This window comes from Streptomyces sp. NPDC002886 (assembly GCF_042888445.1).
Lineage (GTDB): Bacteria > Actinomycetota > Actinomycetes > Streptomycetales > Streptomycetaceae > Streptomyces.
The window spans coordinates 462,715-480,654 of sequence record NZ_JBIAPV010000005.1 but is presented as its reverse complement, the minus strand read 5'-3'; the positions used below and the strand labels follow the sequence as shown (position 1 = coordinate 480,654).

13 protein-coding genes are annotated in these 17,940 nt (G+C 71.6%); 7 read left to right on the top strand and 6 right to left on the bottom strand.

Going from position 1 to position 17,940, the window contains the following annotated elements; all coding sequences use genetic code 11:
* Positions 1–59: 59 nt before the first annotated feature.
* Complete coding sequence (locus ACFYYB_RS25730) at positions 60–1,184, top strand: hypothetical protein (RefSeq protein ID WP_389437794.1); 1,125 nt, start codon at positions 60–62, stop codon at positions 1,182–1,184.
* Positions 1,185–1,453: 269 nt separating this feature from the next.
* Positions 1,454–2,629: a phosphatase PAP2 family protein gene (locus ACFYYB_RS25725; protein WP_389437792.1), complete on the top strand. Its 1,176-nt coding sequence runs from the start codon at positions 1,454–1,456 to the stop codon at positions 2,627–2,629.
* A gap of 327 nt (positions 2,630–2,956) precedes the next feature.
* Here ACFYYB_RS25725 and ACFYYB_RS25720 read toward each other — a convergent pair whose 3' ends face one another.
* The gene (locus ACFYYB_RS25720) at positions 2,957–3,949 is read right to left on the bottom strand and encodes a helix-turn-helix transcriptional regulator (RefSeq protein WP_389437790.1); all 993 of its coding nucleotides are present in this window, start codon (positions 3,947–3,949) and stop codon (positions 2,957–2,959) included.
* A gap of 127 nt (positions 3,950–4,076) precedes the next feature.
* Between ACFYYB_RS25720 and ACFYYB_RS25715 the strand changes: the two genes are divergently transcribed.
* A complete protein-coding gene (locus ACFYYB_RS25715) occupies positions 4,077–5,246 on the top strand; it encodes an acyl-CoA dehydrogenase family protein (protein WP_389437788.1) in 1,170 nt (389 codons plus the stop codon).
* A gap of 68 nt (positions 5,247–5,314) precedes the next feature.
* Here the strand turns inward: ACFYYB_RS25715 and ACFYYB_RS25710 are convergent, their stop codons facing one another.
* Positions 5,315–5,767 carry a cell division protein SepF gene (locus ACFYYB_RS25710; protein ID WP_327307493.1) on the bottom strand — a complete coding sequence of 151 codons (453 nt, stop codon included), beginning with the start codon at positions 5,765–5,767 and terminating at the stop codon, positions 5,315–5,317.
* Between the two features lie 284 nt (positions 5,768–6,051).
* Between ACFYYB_RS25710 and ACFYYB_RS25705 the strand changes: the two genes are divergently transcribed.
* From ACFYYB_RS25705 to ACFYYB_RS25690, 4 genes are all read left to right on the top strand, one after another.
* Positions 6,052–7,224, top strand: coding sequence for a DUF5685 family protein (locus tag ACFYYB_RS25705; protein WP_389437786.1), 1,173 nt, complete (start codon positions 6,052–6,054; stop codon positions 7,222–7,224).
* A 386-nt stretch (positions 7,225–7,610) separates the two neighbouring features.
* On the top strand, positions 7,611–8,495 hold the full coding sequence (locus ACFYYB_RS25700) for a S1 family peptidase (RefSeq protein ID WP_389437782.1): 885 nt from the start codon (positions 7,611–7,613) through the stop codon (positions 8,493–8,495).
* Positions 8,496–9,195: 700 nt separating this feature from the next.
* A complete protein-coding gene (locus ACFYYB_RS25695; protein ID WP_389437913.1) occupies positions 9,196–10,020 on the top strand; it encodes a S1 family peptidase in 825 nt (274 codons plus the stop codon).
* Positions 10,021–10,145: 125 nt separating this feature from the next.
* The gene (locus tag ACFYYB_RS25690; RefSeq protein WP_389437778.1) at positions 10,146–10,625 is read left to right on the top strand and encodes a hypothetical protein; all 480 of its coding nucleotides are present in this window, start codon (positions 10,146–10,148) and stop codon (positions 10,623–10,625) included.
* A 20-nt stretch (positions 10,626–10,645) separates the two neighbouring features.
* Here ACFYYB_RS25690 and ACFYYB_RS25685 read toward each other — a convergent pair whose 3' ends face one another.
* The 4 genes from ACFYYB_RS25685 to ACFYYB_RS25670 form a co-directional block, all read right to left on the bottom strand.
* Complete coding sequence (locus tag ACFYYB_RS25685) at positions 10,646–11,542, bottom strand: DUF4231 domain-containing protein (RefSeq protein ID WP_389437773.1); 897 nt, start codon at positions 11,540–11,542, stop codon at positions 10,646–10,648.
* Between the two features lie 102 nt (positions 11,543–11,644).
* Positions 11,645–15,676, bottom strand: a complete 4,032-nt coding sequence (fxsT, locus tag ACFYYB_RS25680; protein ID WP_389437769.1) for an FxSxx-COOH system tetratricopeptide repeat protein — start codon at positions 15,674–15,676, stop codon at positions 11,645–11,647.
* The gene (locus tag ACFYYB_RS25675; RefSeq protein WP_389437912.1) at positions 15,660–17,081 is read right to left on the bottom strand and encodes a TIR-like protein FxsC; all 1,422 of its coding nucleotides are present in this window, start codon (positions 17,079–17,081) and stop codon (positions 15,660–15,662) included. Before ACFYYB_RS25675 ends, fxsT begins: the two co-directional genes overlap by 17 nt.
* A 43-nt stretch (positions 17,082–17,124) precedes the next feature.
* Positions 17,125–17,934: an aminoglycoside N(3)-acetyltransferase gene (locus ACFYYB_RS25670; protein ID WP_389437767.1), complete on the bottom strand. Its 810-nt coding sequence runs from the start codon at positions 17,932–17,934 to the stop codon at positions 17,125–17,127.
* Positions 17,935–17,940: the final 6 nt, after the last annotated feature.

Here is a 17,940-nt window from a genome sequence, read left to right as displayed (position 1 = left end):
CCACTCGTCCCACCTCGGCCGTTCCTGTCCGGGCGCGACCGCCCCGGACCTCGATAATCATGCCCGTGAAGGATCTTGGATTTCGCCGGGCCGCGCCCGCTCTGACCGTGTTCGTGGCGGTCCGGCTGCTCGGGCTCACCGTGCTCGCGGTGTGGGGGGCGGTGGCCGGCAGCAGTCCGCACACCCTGCTCTCGGCCCGCTGGGACTCCCTCTGGTACGCCCGCATCGCCGCCGAGGGGTACGGGTACGAGGTGGCGCTCCCCAACGGTGACGTCCACTCCAACCTGGCCTTCTTCCCGCTGCTGCCCTGGCTGGAGCGGCTGGTCTCGGCCGTCACCGGGCTAGGCCACGGATCCGCCGGCCTGGTGGTGTCGGCGCTCGCCGGGCTCGCCGCGGCCTGGGGGATCTTCGCCGTGGCCGAGGCGGTCCACGGCCGCCGGGCCGGGGTGTTCGCCGTCGGGGTCTGGGCCGCGCTGCCCGTCGGGATCGTGCAGTCGATGGCGTACAGCGAGTCGCTGTTCACCGCGCTGGCCGCCTGGAGCCTCTACGGGGTCCTGCGCGGGCACTGGCTCACCGCCGGCCTGCTCGCGGCCGGTGCGGGGCTGACCCGGCCGGTCGGAGCCGCGGTGGTCGCGGCGGTGTGGGTGGCCGCCGCCCTGGCCGTGCGCGGCGGGGAGCGTTCCCGGCGGCCGGTGGCGGGGGCGCTGCTGGCCCCGCTCGGCGCGGCGGCGTACGTGCTGTGGGTGGGCGTGCGCACCGGCGGCGGCCTGACCGGGTACCTGGACGTGCAGGGCGGCTGGGGCAACGGCTTCGACGGCGGCCTGGCGTTCGCCCGGTTCATCGGGGCGCGGCTGGCCGCCCCGGGCTTCCCCTCCCTGCTCGCCGGGATCGGGCTGATCGCCGGGGTGGCGCTGGTGCTGTGGCTGTACGCGCTCTGCGTGCGCCGCCGCCAGCCGGTGCCGCTGCTGGTGTACGCGGGGATCGTGGTGGCGCTGGCCCTGTGCGCCTCCGGGTACTTCGGCTCCAAGCCCCGGCTGTTGCTGCCCGCCTTCCCGCTGGTGTTCCCGCCGGCGGTGGCGCTGGCCCGGTGGCGGACGGGCCGGGCGGCCGCGGTACTGGCCGTGACGGCCGTCGCGTCGGCCGCGTACGGGGCCTTCTGGCTGAACGGTTCGGGGCCGCCGTGAGGCGCGGGGCGGGCGGGGCCGGAGGGCCCATGACCCATGATCACGGAATGAACCATTCCGCTCCATCTTTGGGTAAAACAATTGAGCGGGCGTGATAAACGCGGCCTAAGTATGCGAGGAAAAGACGGGAGGAAGGACCCTTCCCCGCTCCAACCAAAGGTCGAATGCCGGGAATTAAGTCCCGTGTGAGAGCAACTCCACATCACATGGTCATCACAAAGCCCGCGATTCGACCGGGCCGCCCATCGGCGCGCGGTAACGTCGATTGAGTGCGTACCGACCAAATCCTGCCCAGACTGGAGCGGGTGTTCGCCCGGCTGGACCGGGAACCAGAGCGACCGGCTCATCTGCAAACACCGCGGATGAGCCGGCACCGCGTCGTGCTCCTCGGGTCGACCCTCGGCATCTACCTCGCCATCGTCGTCGCGGTCCTGACCACTTCCTGGCTCGTCCGCCTCGACTGGCAGATCATGTTCTTCCGGCCGTACGAGCAGTGGCCGCAGCTCCACGCCTTCCTCGACTACCTGGTCGTCCTGGGTCAGCGCGGCCCCACCGCGGTCATGGTCGCCGCCTGGCTCGGCTGGCGGTCCTGGCGGCAGCACACCCTCCGCCCGCTGATCACCCTCGGCGTGGCGCTGCTGCTGCTCAACATCACCGTGGGCGCCGTCAAGCTCGGCCTGGGCCGGCTCGGTCCGCACTACGCCACCGAGATCGGCTCCGCCGAGCTCTTCGCGGGCGGCGATATATTTCCCTCCGGCCACACCGCCAACGCCGTGGTGACCTGGGGAATCCTGGCCTACCTGGCCTCCACGGGGGTCACCCGCCGGGTGCTCTCCCTGGTCTCGGCCGTGGTCTCCCTGAGCGTCGGCGCGACCACCGTCTACCTCGGCACCCACTGGGTCAGCGACGTCCTGCTCGGCTGGCTCGCCGGCCTGCTCGTGCTGCTGGCGCTGCCGTGGTTCGAGCCGCTCATCGCCTGGGTCGAGGCCTACGTCTTCGAGGTGCGGGCGAGGCTGCGCAGCCTCGTGGAGGCCGGGCAGGTGCCCGAGGCCCTCACCGGGGTGCTCGTCCCGCTGCTCTCGGCCGGAGGCAAGTGGCAGCTCCAGCGGACCGTCGGGGAACCGTCCGAGCGGCAGCCGGCGGGCGTGCCCGGCGCGGCCGTGCAGCCCGTACAACCCGTCGTGCTGCGGCAGCCGGAGCCGGCCGAGCCGGTCCAGGTTCCGGTTCCGGCCTCGGCGGGCGGCGCGGCCCCCGCTACCGTTTCCGCTTCCGTGCAGGGCGGGGCGCACCAGCCGGCCGCCCGGCCCGCCGCCCACCTCTCCGCCCGTCCGCACCTGATCCGCTCCGAGCGGACCCCGCTGACCCCGGCCGGCAGCCGCCGCCCGGCCCACGCGGAACGCGCCCCGGTACGCGGCGCGGCGCCCCGCCCGGCGGCCGGCGGCTGAGCCGGACGGTACGCACCCCCTCCGCTCGCACGTCCACGGCGGGCCCCGGTCCGACGACCGGGGCCCGCCGCGGCGCGTCCGGGGCGGGCCGCGGGTCTTTCGCGGCCGGACCCGGCCGCGAAAGGGCCGGAACGTCAGCCCCGTGCCCGGACGTTCCTCCATACCGGGTCACGCTTGGGTCACGGATTGTCGACAGTCTCCCACGGCGGAGTTCGTCTGGACCTTTTATTCACGGTCCTGCGACACGCCCGGGGGGAATTCTGTTTCGAATTCCTCCGGAACTCCCCGGAATTGTGGCCGGAGTGCACTCGGAGCCCCTCCGCTTCCTTACAACTCCTTCACTTCTCCGGCCGCTTCGCGCGGTTCCAGAGACCTGCCGAGCCGATCTCGAGCGGCCCGGATCCGGTCCGTCAGCTCGGCCGGTTCGACGACCTCGAACTCACACCCGATCAGCATGACGTGAATCACCAGGACATCGAGGTTGACCGCCCCGGTGCGCAGGATGCAGCTCTGGTCGTCGAGCGGCTCCAGGGTCCCGTCGGCCGGCCCGATGATCCGCGCGGCCTCCTGCTCGGGCACGCGCAGCTTGAGGACCGCGCGGGCCGCGTACACCCGCTGGGAGATGCCCCGGGAGACGTACGCGGCGAGGTCCCCGGCGGGCGGCGGGCGCGGGGTGAAGCGCGGTCCGTGCGGGGGCCTGGGCTCGATCCGGTCCACCCGGAAGGTCCGCCAGTCCTCCCGGTCCAGGTCCCAGGCCACGAGGTACCAGCGGCGCTCGCTGCACACCAGCCGGTGCGGCTCCACGGTCCTGCGGGTGGCCGTGCCCCCGTGGTCCCGGTAGTCGAAGCGCAGCCGCTCGGTGTCGCGGCAGACGCCGGCCAGCTCGGTCAGTACGGAGGGGTCGATCGTGGACGCACCCGCCCCGCGGAGCATGGGGACGGTGAACCGGTTCAGCGCGGAGACCCGGGCCCGCAGCCGGGACGGCAGTACCTGCTCCAGCTTCGCCAGCGCCCGTACGGAGGCCTCTCCGATGCCCTCCACGCCGTTCCCGGCGGCCGTCCGCAGACCGACCGCCACGGCGACGGCCTCGTCGTCGTCGAGCAGCAGCGGCGGCAGTTCGGCCCCGGCCCCCAGCTGGTACCCGCCGCCGGTGCCCGGACTGGCGTTCACGGGGTAACCGAGCTCCCGCAGCCGGTCCACGTCCCGGCGCACGGTCCGCGGCGTCACGCCGAGCCGGCCGGCCAGGTCGGCCCCGGTCCATTCCCGGTGGGCCTGCAACAGGGACAACAGGCGCAGCAGTCGCGCGGAAGTATCGAGCATGCCCGCAGTCTGCCCGCAGGAACCGGGAAACCCGACCGGGGTCACGCCGGAAGCGGGTGGACCGCGGACCGGCGGACCGACAAACTTGCGGCGCTAGGTTTTGTGATCCGGCCTGCCAGGAGGCGCAGTGTCCTTCGTTCCCACCGACCCGCTCGGGCTCGACGAACTCCTCACGCCCGAGGACCTCGCCATCCGGGACACCGTCCGCGGCTGGGCCGCGGACCGGGTCCTGCCGCACATCGCCGAGTGGTACGAGAACGGCGAGCTGCCCGGGATCCGGGAGATCGCCAAGGAGCTCGGCGCCCTCGGCGCCCTCGGGATGTCGCTCCAGGGGTACGGCTGCGCGGGCGCGAGCGCCGTCCAGTACGGGCTCGCCTGCCTGGAACTGGAGGCCGCCGACTCGGGGATCCGCTCGCTGGTCTCCGTACAGGGCTCGCTCGCGATGTACGCGATCTGGAAGTACGGCTCCGAGGAGCAGAAGCAGCGGTGGCTGCCCGGCATGGCGGCCGGCGAGCTCATCGGCTGCTTCGGGCTGACCGAGCCGGACGTCGGGTCGGACCCCGGCGCGATGCGCACGCACGCCAAGCGGGACGGCTCGGACTGGGTGCTGAACGGCCGCAAGATGTGGATCACCAACGGCTCGGTGGCCGCCGTGGCCGTCGTCTGGGCACAGACCGAAGAGGGGATCCGCGGGTTCGCCGTCCCCACGGACAGCGCCGGCTTCTCCGCCCCCGAGATCAAGCACAAGTGGTCCCTGCGCGCCTCGGTGACCAGCGAGCTGGTCATGGACGACGTACGGCTGCCCGCCGACGCGGTGCTTCCGGGCGTCACCGGACTCAAGGGGCCGCTCGGCTGCCTCAGCCACGCGCGGTACGGGATCGTCTGGGGGTCCATGGGCGCGGCGCGCGCCAGCTTCGAGTCGGCGCTCGACTACGCGAAGACGCGCGAGCAGTTCGGCAGGCCCATCGGCGGCTTCCAGCTCACCCAGGCCAAGCTCGCGGACATGGCGCTCGAGCTCCACAAGGGGATCCTGCTCGCCCACCACCTGGGGCGGCGGATGGACGCGGGGACCCTGCGCCCGGAGCAGATCAGCTTCGGCAAGCTCAACAACGTCCGCGAGGCCATCGACATCTGCCGCACCGCGCGGACGATCCTCGGTGCCAACGGGATCTCCCTCGAATACCCCGTCATGCGGCACGCCACCAACCTCGAATCGGTCCTCACCTACGAGGGCACCGTCGAGATGCACCAGCTCGTGCTGGGCAAGGCGCTCACCGGGCTCGACGCCTTCCGCTAGGCCGGAGTGCGGCCACACTGGATGCCGGGAGGGCCGGAAGGAGCCCGAGGCGGCCGGTGAAGCCCTGCTCAGCTCTGGTTGAAGAAGTCGCGCGAGCGGCCGCCGGACTCGCCGCTCACGATCTGGGTGTCGGCCGGGGTCAGCAGGAAGACCCTGGTCGCCACCCGCTCGATCGAACCGCGCAGACCGAAGGTCAGACCGGCCGCGAAGTCGACCACGCGCTTCGCGTCGCCCGGGTCCATCGAGGAGAGGTTCACGATGACCGGGACACCGTCGCGGAACAGCTCGCCGATGCCGCGGGCGTCGCGGAAGCCGTCCGGGGTGACCGTCGCGATGCGGCGGCCCTCCTCGACGGCGGACTCCGAGGCCACCTTGACGCGCGGGTCGGTGACCCACTGCTCGCCGGGGCCGACCACCGAACCCCCCTGCGGGGCCTCCGCGTAGTCGTCGTCGTAGTAACGCTCGTCGTCGCTGTCCTCTACGAGACCCAGCCAGGCACTCGCCTTGCGCACCGAACCCATGGACGCCTCCTTTCATCGCGGTCAGTTCTGTCTTGTCTTCCGCGTCCCTATCGTCGTCCATGATGCTGACAACGCGCCAAGTGGATAGTCGCCGCGCAGGGGTTTCGTGACGGTACTGGTGCAGAACATCCGTTGCACGGTCAAGGATCCCGGCGGGTACCGCTGCTGACTGAGTGAAAATACGACCAGTGCGGCCGTACGGGTGAGGGACGGGGACGTACGGGTGACGCACGGTCTCGCTACGATGCCCGTCGAGCACGCGTATGACACACGGGGGAATCGTTTTGTTCGGCATCGTCAGACCCTGCACGCACCGCCTCGGGGAACGGTTCAAGACGGAGTGGATGGCCCATCTCTGCGGGCTGTGCCTGGCACTTCGGGGGGACCACGGCCAGTTCGCGAGGATCGTGACCAACTACGACGGGCTGCTCGTCTCCGTTCTGACGGAGGCTCAGTCGGGTCCCGCACCGGGCTCCCGGCGCACCGCCGGTCCCTGTCCACTGCGCGGGATGCGCAGCGCGGCCGTGGCCAACGGCGAGGGTGCGCGGCTCGCCGCCGCCGTCTCGCTGGTCCTGGCCTCCGCGAAGGTGCGCGACCACGTCGCCGACCGGGACGGCCTGTTGGCCCGCGCCCCGATCGCCCTCGCCGCGCGCCGGGTGGCCCGTGGCTGGGACCGGGCGGGCGCCCGTACCGGCGCCTCGCTCGGCTTCGACACGGCCGTGCTCGTCGACGCCGTGGACCGGCAGGCGGGCATCGAGACCCTGGCCGGAGCCGGCACGCCGGTGCTCGTGGTGACCGAGCCGACCGAGACCGCCACGGCCGCCGCCTTCGCCCATACCGCGACCCTCGCCGGGCGGCCAGGCAACGCTCCCGCGCTCGCCGAGGCGGGACGCTACTTCGGGCGGCTCGCGCACCTGCTGGACGCCGTCGAGGACCAGGCGGCGGACGCGGCGGCGGGCGCCTGGAACCCGCTGACCGCCACCGGGACCCCCCGTACCGAGGCGCGCAGGCTGTGCGACGACGCGCTGCGGGGCATCCGGCTGGCACTGCGGGAGGTGGAGTTCGCCGACGCGGGGCTCGCCCACCGGCTGCTCGTGCACGAGCTGCGCACCTCGGTGGACCGGGCCTTCGGGACCGCGAACTGTTCCCATACCGCCCACACGGGGACGGAACTGACGGATCGGACGGACCGGGCGCACCGCGGTTCCTTCGGCCCGCCCCCGGTGGACTTCGGCCCGCCGCCGGCGCCTCCGCGCAAGCCGCGCAGGGACCTGCTGCCGGGCTGCGCGGTGGCCCTGGGGCTGTTCTGCACCTGCCAGCTGTGCTGCACGGACCACGAGGGCCCGTGGTCCCGCGAGAAGAAGGACGCGTGGTGCGGCAACTGTGACTGCGGAGGATGTGACTGTGGCGACTGCGGCTGCGGGGACTGCTGCTGCTGTCCCTGCGACGGCTGCTGAGGACGTTCCCGCTCCGCTTCGGCTCCGGTTCGGCCCCGGCTTGGTGACGGATTGGTTCCGGTTTGGCACGGGCTGGGCCGGCTCCTCGGATCGGTGATTCGGTAGGGCGATTTCCAGCCGTTCCCGGAGTCGGTGGACGGGGGGCGGTGGCAAGGCCTGGTCTGCGGCAAGGGAGTATGTCGGTCGAGTCGGTCGGACGTAAGCGGACAGTGGCTGGAATCAGCTCTTGCCGGTCGGGTCTGACGGCAGAAATTCTTCGATAGCATTTACGGGGTTTGTCAGGGGCACGGCGAATGGTGGTCTGCCGTTCGTGGCTCCTGACCGACCGCACGAGCCCGGGCACTGCACCTGCCCCCGGGCTTCGATTCCCTTCGGGAGGACAATAAGTGACGAACAAGCGCAACTTCCGTTCCCGGCTTCTCGCCGTGGCCGCCGGTCTGACCGCCGTGGCCACCCTCGCGGTTCCCGCGTCGGCGTCCGAGGCTCCGAGCGGCAGCAGCGTCAACGCCGAGCGCTACGCCGCGGTGGAGGCCTCGCTCCTGCGGGCCGACGTCGCCGGCACCGCCTGGGGCACGGACCCCGTCACCGGGGCCGTCGTGGTCACCGCGGACTCCACCGTCTCGGACGCGAACATAGCGAAGATCAAGAAGGAAGCCGGCGCGAACGGCTCGACCGTGCGCGTCGAGCGCACCCACGGCAAGCTGTCGAAGCTGATCACCGGTGGCAGCGGTATCTGGACCTCCCAGTGGCGCTGCTCCCTCGGCTTCAACGTGCGCCGTGGCAGCGTGTACTACCTGCTGACCGCGGGCCACTGCACCGACGGTGCGGGCACCTGGTACGCCAACTCCACCGGCTCCACCAAGATCGGTGCGACGGCGGGCAGCAGCTTCCCGACGAACGACTACGGGATCGTCCGCTACGACAACAAGTCCCTGTCCCACAAGGGTGCTGTCGGCAGCCAGGACATCAAGGACGCCATCAGCGCCAAGGTCGGCCTGTCGGTCAAGCGGCGCGGCAACACCACCGGTATCCACGGTGGCAAGGTGACCGGTCTGAACTACACCGTGAACTACGGCAACGGTGAGATCGTCTACGGCCTCATCCGGACCAACGTCTGCGCCGAGCCCGGCGACAGCGGCGGCCCGCTGTACTCCGGTACCCACGCGGTCGGCCTCACCTCCGGCGGTAACGGCAACTGCACCTCGGGCGGAACCACGTACTTCCAGCCCGTGAAGGAAGCCCTCTCCCGGTACAACGTCAGCGTCTTCTAGGCCCTAGGTGCCCGGGCTCCAGGGTCCGGGTGCCAGGTCCGTAGGACGTGAGCGTGCACAGCACCGCCCCGGACGTCCTCCCCCTGTGGGGAGGGTGTCCGGGGCATCCGTGTTTCCGGACGCGCACCGAGGCGTACGGGCGCGGTCGCCGACGGGTCGGCGGGTGCGGACGCCGACAGGTCCGGACGGCGTACCGTCCGGTTTCCGGCCGGGCCCGCGTGGAAGGGTTGAGCGGCATGAGCGCAGACGCAGACGACACCGGCGGAATCGGCGGGTCCGGGTGGACCCCGGGGCTCGCCGACTACCCGGAAGGTCGAGTTCCGGCCGTTCCGGGGTCCCGGCGGGCCGGCGCCGGAGGGGAAGGAGCGGTGCGGGTGTGCGACCCGGCCGCACCGGGTCGCACGGGGCGTTCGGCTCGCGCCGCGGGTCGGGGCGGACCCCGCCCGCCGGGATCGCGGCGGGCCGGAGGCGGCTGAAAGGCGCCCTTGCTAGCGGTATCCGACACCAGGAGACTCCCGTCAGCGTCTCTCGGGGCTTGTCAGGGGCACGTCGAACGGCATCCCGTCCGCCGTGTCCCCGGCCGCCCTCCACGGGCTCCGGCACCACCCCACCCCGCCGGGCCTCCGAACCCCACTCGGGAGGACGACAAGTGACGATCAAGAGCATCATCCGTTCCAGGCTCTTCGCCGTGGCCACCGGCATGGCCGCGGTGGCCGCCCTCGCGGCCCCCACGGCCGCACACGCCGACGGCGGCTTCAGCGCCGACCGGCTCGCCTCCGCCGGCGCCTCGGTCCTGCGCGCCGACGTGGCCGGCACCGCCTGGCACACCGACCCCGCCACCGGCACCCTCGTGGTCACCGCGGACTCCACCGTCTCGGCGGCCGACCTCGCCAGGATCCGCGGCGAGGCCGGAGCCAACGCGGCCGCCCTGCGCATCGAGCGCACCCCCGGCAAGCTGAGGAAACTGATCTCCGGCGGCGACGCCATCTACGCCTCCGGCTGGCGCTGTTCGGCCGGCTTCAACGTGCGCAGCGGCAGCACGTACTACATCCTGACCGCCGGCCACTGCACCGACGGCGCGGGCACCTGGTGGACCAACTCCGCCCACACCACCGTCATCGGCCCCACCGTGGGCTCCAGCTTCCCGAACAACGACTACGGGCTCATCCGCTACGACAACGCCGCCGTCGCCCACCCCGGGACCGTCGGCAGCCAGGACATCACCAGCGCCATCAACGCCACCAACGGCCTGGCCGTCACCCGGCGCGGCTCCACCACCGGCATCCACAGCGGCTCGGTGACCGGGCTCAACGCCACCGTCAACTACGGCGGCGGCGACGTCGTCTACGGAATGATCCGGACCAACGTCTGCGCCGAGCCCGGTGACAGCGGCGGTCCGCTCTACTCGGGCACCCGCGCGGTCGGCCTCACCTCCGGCGGCAGCGGCAACTGCACCTCGGGCGGCACCACGTTCTTCCAGCCCGTCGTCGAGGCGCTCAACGCGTACGGCGTGAGCGTGTACTAGCCCTGCTTCCTGTCCGCCGTGGGGCCGCCACGGACCCGTGCGCCCCCGCCGCACCCCTGGACGTCCTCCCGCCTTCTGGGAGGATGTCCAGGGCGTTCGTGTCCACGGGGGGAGCGGGTTTCCGCATGAAGCGAATCGGCGTGACCGGGCACCGGTCGATTCCGGACGAGCTGCTCGGCCATGTGGAGGAAGGGCTGCGGGCCGTCCTGGGGGGCCACGAAGGGCCGTTGGAGGCCCTCTCCAGCCTCGCCGAGGGAGCGGACCAGCTGTTCGCCGCCATCGCCCTGGAATACGGCGCGGACCTCACCGTGGTGATCCCCAGCGGGGACTACGAGGAGGGCTTCGGTGACACCGGCGCGCTGGACCGGTACCTGGGGCTCAAGCGCCGGGCCGCCCAGGAGGTCCGGATGGACTTCGCCCGCTCCACCGACGAGGCCTACTACGCGGCCGGCACCTACATCGCCGATTCCTGCGACCGCCTCGTCGCCGTCTGGGATGGCCTGCCCGCCCGCGGGCACGGCGGTACCGCGGAGATCGTCGCCTACGCCCGCGCGCTCGGGAAGCCCGTCACCGTGATCTGGCGGGAGGGCGTGGCCCGGGACTGAGGCCACGCCCGCCCGGACCGTCAACTGCTGTGCCGCGCCAGCCAGTCGGTGTGCTGCGGGGACACGTACCGCTCGGTCTCGTAGACCGCGGTCGGCCACTGCGTCTCCGTGATCGTCGTCTGCATCACGACCATCATCGCGGAGAGGTCCTGCTCGATCAGGGTGTGCGCCTCGATCAGCGGATGGTGGCGCCGCACCTCGTTCCAGGCGATGCCGGCCGTCGCCGCCGCGCTCAGCAGCCCGGTCAGCGCCGGTCCCGGACCCGAACCGAACGCCCCGAAGAGGGCGAACAGCAGCGCCAGCAGGGTCAGCAGCACGATCGACCACGACCACAGGGCCGTGGCCCGCCGGGACACCTCCGTCTTGCGCTGGTACCAGTTGCGCTGTTCGATCAGCCGGTCGCGGACGTACGTCTCCCTGCGGACCGGGTAGTCCAGGCCCCGCAGCCGGAACATCGCCCCGGTGATCTCCCCGCCCTCCGGTACCAGCCCGGCGGTCCGCGGATCCTCCCAGCCCATCTTCCGCAGCTCGTTCAGTCCCGCCTCCAGCCGGGTCCGGTACGTCTCCTCGACGCCCGGGACCTCGCTGCCGAAGGGGGCGCCGTGGACGGCGTACCGCCAGGCCAGCGATTTGATGAACTCCGCGGCGCTGCGGTTCAGCTGCCACTGCGGGCGCGCCCGGCGCCGGGTGGCCCGTATGCCCACGCCCAGCACCCCGGCGTACGCGAGCACGCTGAGGAGCCCGGACAGGTAGGCGGAGCCGAGCTTCGGCCCCTCGGGCAGGGCGGCGATGGCGGCGGCCACGACGAGCAGCATCAGCTGGGCGCGCGTGGCCTGGGTGGACTCCCGCTGCCGGGAGATCGCCGCCTGGTCGGTGTGGTGGAAGAGGGCCGGCAGGTCCTCGTTGCGAAAGGTCATGCTGTCACTCACAGCGAACCCCCCAGTCTGCTGGTTCAGCGTTCTGCGTCCATCGGGAGGAGAGGTGCGGGGGCGGCGCCCGGCGGGAGCCGCCCCCGCGGATCACACCGCCAGCGGCTCCAGGTCCCGGTGGACCCGGCGCTCGTCGCGCGCGTACCGGGTCAGCCCGTGGTCCTCGCCGAGCAGCCGGGTCAGCTCGGCCACCGACTCGGCCCGTACCCGGTTCGCCTCCTCCTTGCGGCCCATCATGTCCAGGCTGACCGCCATGTTGGAGGCGCTCGCCAGGGTCTCCGGGTGGTGGACGCCCAGCGCTTCGCGCAGCCGCATCACCGAGATACGTTCCAGCTCCAGGGCGCCTTCCGGATCGCCCAGGTCGGCCCGGGCGTTGGCCAGGTTGAGGTTGGCGAAGATGGTGTGCGGGTGGTTGTCGCCCAGCACCTCGCGCATGTGCCGGATCGTCTGGCGCAGCATCGGATCGGCGGTCTCCGCCGCCCCCGTGCCCCAGTGGAACACCGCGAGGTTGTTGACCGCGGCCAGGGTGTACGGGTGGCGCTCGCCCGGCACCTTGACGTACTCGTCCACCACCTCCTGGGCCAGGTCCCGCGCCGCGCCCGGGTCCCCGGTCGCGAACAGGTCGGCGGCCAGGTTCAGTTCGCAGGCCAGGAGGTCCGGGTTGACCGAGGTGTACTTCGCCCGGTACCGGTTGCGGGTCGCCGTCGTCAGCCGCAGCGCGTCCTCCACGTCGCCCGCCCTGCGCAGCGAGACCGCGAGGTTCTTGGCCGCCGACAGGGTGCCGGGGAAGGCCCGGCCCAGGGTCCGCTTGTAGATCTCGTACGTCCGGCTCAGCAGCTGCACCGAGTCGTCGTACCGGCCCACCTCGCGCAGGTCGCGCGCCAGGTTCTGCGCCGAGGACAGGGTGTACGGGTGGTCCGTGCCCAGCACCTCGGTGCGCCGGTCGAAGACCTCTTGGTCGATCTCCCTGGCCCGCGCGTACTGCCCGATCATGCGCAGGTTCAGCGCCAGGTTGTTCGCGGCGGCCAGGGTCCGCGGGTGGGCCTCGTGGAAGATCTGGCCGAAGCCCTCGTGCGCGGCGTTCGCCAGCTCCATCGCCTCGCCGTAACGGCCGAGCGCGCCGAGGTCCATCGCCAGACCGCTGGTGGTCATGTACGTGTGCGGGTGCGAGACGCCGAGTGCCGCCTGCTGGCGCTCCAGCGTGCCCTCGTCCAGCTCCATCGCCTCCACGAACCGGCCCTGCGAGCGCAGGATGTTGGAGAGGTGGAAGCGCAGGTAGAGGTACTGGAGGTCGTCGCCGCCCAGGGTCTCGCGCCAGGTCTCGCGCAGCTCCTCGCCCAGCGCGTAAGCGGCCTTGAAGTCACCGCGCTTCCAGAGGTAGCGGACGCGGTCGATCAGGAGCCGGCGGGTCTCCGGCTCCTTGCAGAACCGGGCCTCGGAGGGGGTCAGGTGCGGCCAGATGGTGTTGAACCGCGGCCAGGTCTCCGGGTTGTCTATCGGCTCGTCGTCGTCCGGCCGGGCACCCGCCAGGATCCGGTGCACCGCGTGCCGGGCCTCGCGCTGCTCCTCCTCGGAGAGCTGCGCCCGGATCACGGCCTGCACCAGGCGGTGGACCTGGATGCTGTTGCTGACCTGGTCGACCTTGGCGAGCGCGAACCGGCCGATCTCCCGGATGACGCGGCCCAGCACCAGCTTCTCCTGGAGGGAGGAGTCGTACGGCTTGAGCGCGTCGATCATCTCCTTGCTGTAGAGGAGGTTCGCCGAGATCGGCTCGGGCGCGAAGAAGGCGCACAGCTGGAGCAGCCGCACGGCCGCGGGGGAGCGGGACTGGAGCCGCTCTATGGAGACGTTCCAGGTGGCGGCCACCGGCTCCGGGTAGCCGGGCGGCTGGTTCAGCGCCAGGACGCGAGCGGCCTGCTGGGCCAGCTGCTCGATGTACGCGGACACCGGGGTCGCGGTCTCCGCGATCCAGGCGCCCGCCTGCTCGACGGCCAGCGGCAGGTCGCCGACGGCGACGGCCACCTGCTCGGCGTCCTCCTTGCTGAGGCCGGGGGCCCTGCGCTGGAGGTGCTCGATGGACTCCTCGCGCAGGAACACGTCCACCGGGAGCGCGTCGCCGTACTGGGACCAGGACTGGTTGCGGGAGGTGACCAGCACGTGCCCCGGGCCGCCCGGCGGGAAGTACCGCTTGAGGGTCTCGGGATCGTCGGCGTTGTCGAAGACCAGCAGCCAGCGCGAGGAGGGAACCCCGCGCCGCAGCAGGTCGATCGCCTCCTGGGAGGCGGCCGACATGTCCTCGCCGGTCTGCGCGCCCAGGCGTACGGCCAGTTCCGCGAGGGCCGCGACCACGTCGTCGGTCTGCTCGGCGGAGATCCACCAGACCAGGTCGTAGTCGGCCATGAAGCGGTGCACGTACTCCAAGGCCACCTGGGTCTTGCCCACGCCGCCGAGGCCGAACAGGGTCTGCGGCTGCGGCAGCACCACGGATATGCCGCCGCCGAGCTGGTCGCGCATCCGCTCCAGCACGATGGAGCGGCCGGTGAAACCGGGGTTGCGGGGCGGCGCGTTCCAGATCTTCGGGACCGTCCCCGGGAAGCGGGGGCCGGGCGCGGAGGCGCTGGCGACGGTGTCGGGCAGCGCCATCGGCCGTTCCACCGCGCGCAGCAGCGCGGTCGTGGCGTGCACCTCGTCGAGGCGGAACAGGTCCACCGGATTGCGGTCGATGTACGGGGTGGACAGGCGCACGTCGCCCACCCGCAGCGGTATCAGCTGGCGCCGGCCCCCGGTCGGGTCCTCGGCGGCGGCCCGCTCCCACACGTCCACCGCGCGGGCGGACTTGAGGTAGGCGCTGGAGAGCAGCACCACGGTCCGGGCGGCCGTGTCCACGCTGATCCCGGTACCGCCCAGGGTGTCCCCGGCGGCGGTGGCCGGGGCCCGTTCGGCGGAGACGTCCCGGGGGACGACCCGGAAGCCGGCCCGGGTGAGCACCGATTCGATCCAGTCGGCCCACATGCGGTTCTCGGCGACGTAGGAGAGGAAGAGGTCCGCGGGCAGGGCGGGGCGGCGCCGGGTGAAGGCGTCGCGGATGCGCAGGCGCACCTCCTCGCCGATGGCCGGCATGGAGGTGACGTCGCCCTCGGTGACCACGGCGGTGAGCCGCTCGAAGGCGGAGAGCAGGGAGTTGGTGAGCCCGGCCTCGTCCCCGAAGGTGGCCAGGGTCTCCTCGTAGGCGTAGTAGGGGCGGTACGGGATCTCCACCGCGCCCCAGTAGGAGGTGAGGTCGTCCCCGATCAGGCCGTTGGGGAAGCGGTCGAACTTGATCCGGGCCAGCGCGCGGCCCGCGTCGGCCTTCTCCTTCTCGCCCTCGTCGATGCGCATCGGGACCGGGTAGATCTTGATGCCGCGGTCGTTGAAGCGCTCGTCGATCTGCCGGGCCACGGAGGCCGCGCCGTCGATGGACTGGTCGGAGAGGGTGAAGCAGTCGACCAGGACGTCGGGCAGGTGGACCGTGCAGATGTCGGCTATGTCGGAGAGCCCGGTGCGGCTGTCGATCAGGACGTAGTCGTAGTTCCGCTTCATGTCCGCCCGTAAGGCGTCGAAGAAGAGCCCGCCGCCGAGCCGGTCGTAGAAGTTGTCCCAGTCGAAGGTGGAGACGGTGGCCGAGTACTCGCGGTTCTGCCGGCCCGCCGAGACGAAGTCGAGGGTCCCGCCGTCGGGGAACTCCCAGCCGAGGTTCTCGGGGGTGAGCGAGACGGCGTGCGGCTGGATCCGCGCGTAGTCCTTGTGCCAGTCGTCGGCGCGCTGCACCGGGCTGGTGGCCGCCCACGCGTACTCGCTGATCAGGTCGATGACACCGGTGGTGGCGCCGAGGGTGGAGGGGTCCAGGAAGGGGTGGAAGAAGCGGTGCAGGCCGGGCGCCTCCAGGTCCCAGTCCACGGCGAGGACCCGCTTGCCGTTGGCCGCGAGGATCCAGGCGGTGTTGGCCAGCGCCATCGTGCGGCCGGTGCCGCCCTTGTACGAGTAGAAGGTGACGATGCGCCCCTCGCGGTGCTCGTCACTGCTGCCGTGCAGGCTGTCACGATTCTGGCTGTCATGGCTCTGGCTGTCACGACTCGATGTCATCCGCGTCCCCCCGGTCGTTGTCGTTGTCGTCGTCGGGCCTGCCCGACCCGCCGTGCCCGTCGCCCGTGTCGCCCAGGGTGGGCGGGAAGGGGGCGGGCGGTGGGGCCGGTGGCCCGTTCATCCCCATCGGACCGAGCAGCCGGGGCCGTTCGGTTCCGGCGGCGGGGCTGCCGGCCGGTGGATAGACCTGGGCGTGTCTGAGGAACTGCTGGGCGGCGGCCTCCACCACCTGCGGCAGGATCTGCCCGAGCGTCTCCATGTTGGCCACGCCGTTGGCGGCGGCCCGGCAGGCGGCCCGGCCCTGGCTCATCTTGACGGGCATGGTGTCCTCCAGCCGGTGGGCCAGCTCGCTCTCCTTCGCGCGGCTCTGGTGGTCGTACCGGTTCCACGGCACGACCACGTTGATCCAGGGCCGGGACTCCTGGTCGAAGGCGGCCAGGCGCTGCCGGCGCTGCTCGTCCTCGACCGCCCACCGGTCCACGATGAGGATCTCGGGGCGGGTCGGCGGCTGTTTGGAGTCGAAGTGGCCGGCCTCGTCGTCGAACGAGCCGACCGTGGTCTGGTAGTTGAGGTTGCGGACCAGGTCCTCGGCCACGTAGGCGATGGGCCGCTGGGAGACCGGGTGGTACGGGTTCCAGTCCACCGCGCTGTCCCCGTAGTACTCGGGGCTGCGGCCCTCGGGCAGATCGTGCCGGGAGGCGGCGGCCACGGTGACGTGCAGGGTGCGGGTGGTGGGCCCGGGAGTGCTGCCCGGGGAGCCGAAGGCGCTGGGCACGAGGCGGTAGTCGAGGGGCCGGATCGGATCGAGCCGGACGGTCTCGGCGACCCGGACGATCCGTTTGGCGAGTTCGTAGACCGCGCTCTCGTACTGCTCGGCGTAGCCCCGGAGTTTGATCAGGCCGTAGAGCCCGTCGGTGACGTACCGCTCGCCGAAGGTGTTGTGGTTGAACTGCAACCGCTCGGCGGGAAGGGGTAGTTGGGAGGGCGGCACCGGTACCCATAACGCGGGCACGATGGCTTCGGCCGGCTGATTGCTGAGCGCCACGTGGTGGATGGTGCGCTGCGCGAAGGCGAACCATTCCTTGCCGCACATTTCGCTGGCGAAGTAGCGCGGCGAGAACAGGGGGACGAAGACCCGGCAGGTGGCGAGCGCCGCCCCGAGCCGTTCCGACCAGCCCTCACCGCTGCGTATCTCCCGGTCCATGAAGCCGGCCTCGGCTCCCGCCGGGAGATTCGTCAGTGCCATGACATGGCTGCAGAGATCGCGGAAAAGCCGCTCCACCCACATGTCCGGGTCCGGTCCTCCCGCCCCGAACCTCGGTGTATGCGCATAACTGAGAAAAAAGTACGGCTGCACTGATGCGGGCACACGACCCCCGTCCCGAAGATGCGAGCGAAGAAACATCATTCCGGAGCTGCTCCGCCACATCCCCTCATCGTTCAGTCAATCAGCGTCTGTTTTCGGTCATCCATTCAAGCGCGTGATCGACGGCATGCGGAAGGGCGAAGAGCATGGTCGATGCCCCGCCGATCCACCCCCGGCGTATCCGGTCTTCCGGGAACGCCCTGCCGATCTCGGCGAAATCGCTGTCATCCAGCGCGATGTCCTCGTACGCGGTCCACCCTTCCCGCTTCGGCGCCTCTTTTCCGTGACAGGGCTGCCCCCCTGAAGACCCCGGAAGGTTCACCTTCACCACACACTCGTACATGCGCAAGGGGGGCTTCGGAATTCGATACTCCGCGAGATGGAAAGCGGTGCAAACGGAAAATCCCACATTGATCATGAGTACCTTCCATCCCTCCCAGCACATCTTTCCCAAGGGGGATTCCTCGCCCAAATGGCTGGTCAGAGGATGCCCCGCACACAGCTCCCGGGCACCCTCGCCGAGCGCGGCGAAAGAGGTCTGCGGATGCCCGCTGCGGGCCGCTCCCGGGGCGGTGCGCACCGCCTCGGCGAACACCCCCATGCCGTGGCTCGGGGTGCGCGCCGGGTCGAAGGCGGGCATCCGTGCGCGGAAGGCCCGTACGCCCTCCTCGGAGAGGCCCGCGATCTGCGCCAGGTGCGCGCTGGAGGTCTTGGAGTTCTGCGGGGTGAAGGCCGGCGCCGCGAGGGTGCCGCCCGGCCCCACGGCGGCGAGGAGGGCCCCGCGCAGCTCCTCGGCGCGCAGGCCGGTGCCGCCGAGCGCGGCGTGCACCAGGAGGCGCGTGCCGGGGCGGACGCCGAGTGCGCGCAGGGGGCCGGCGAGGCCGCTCGTCATGCGCCG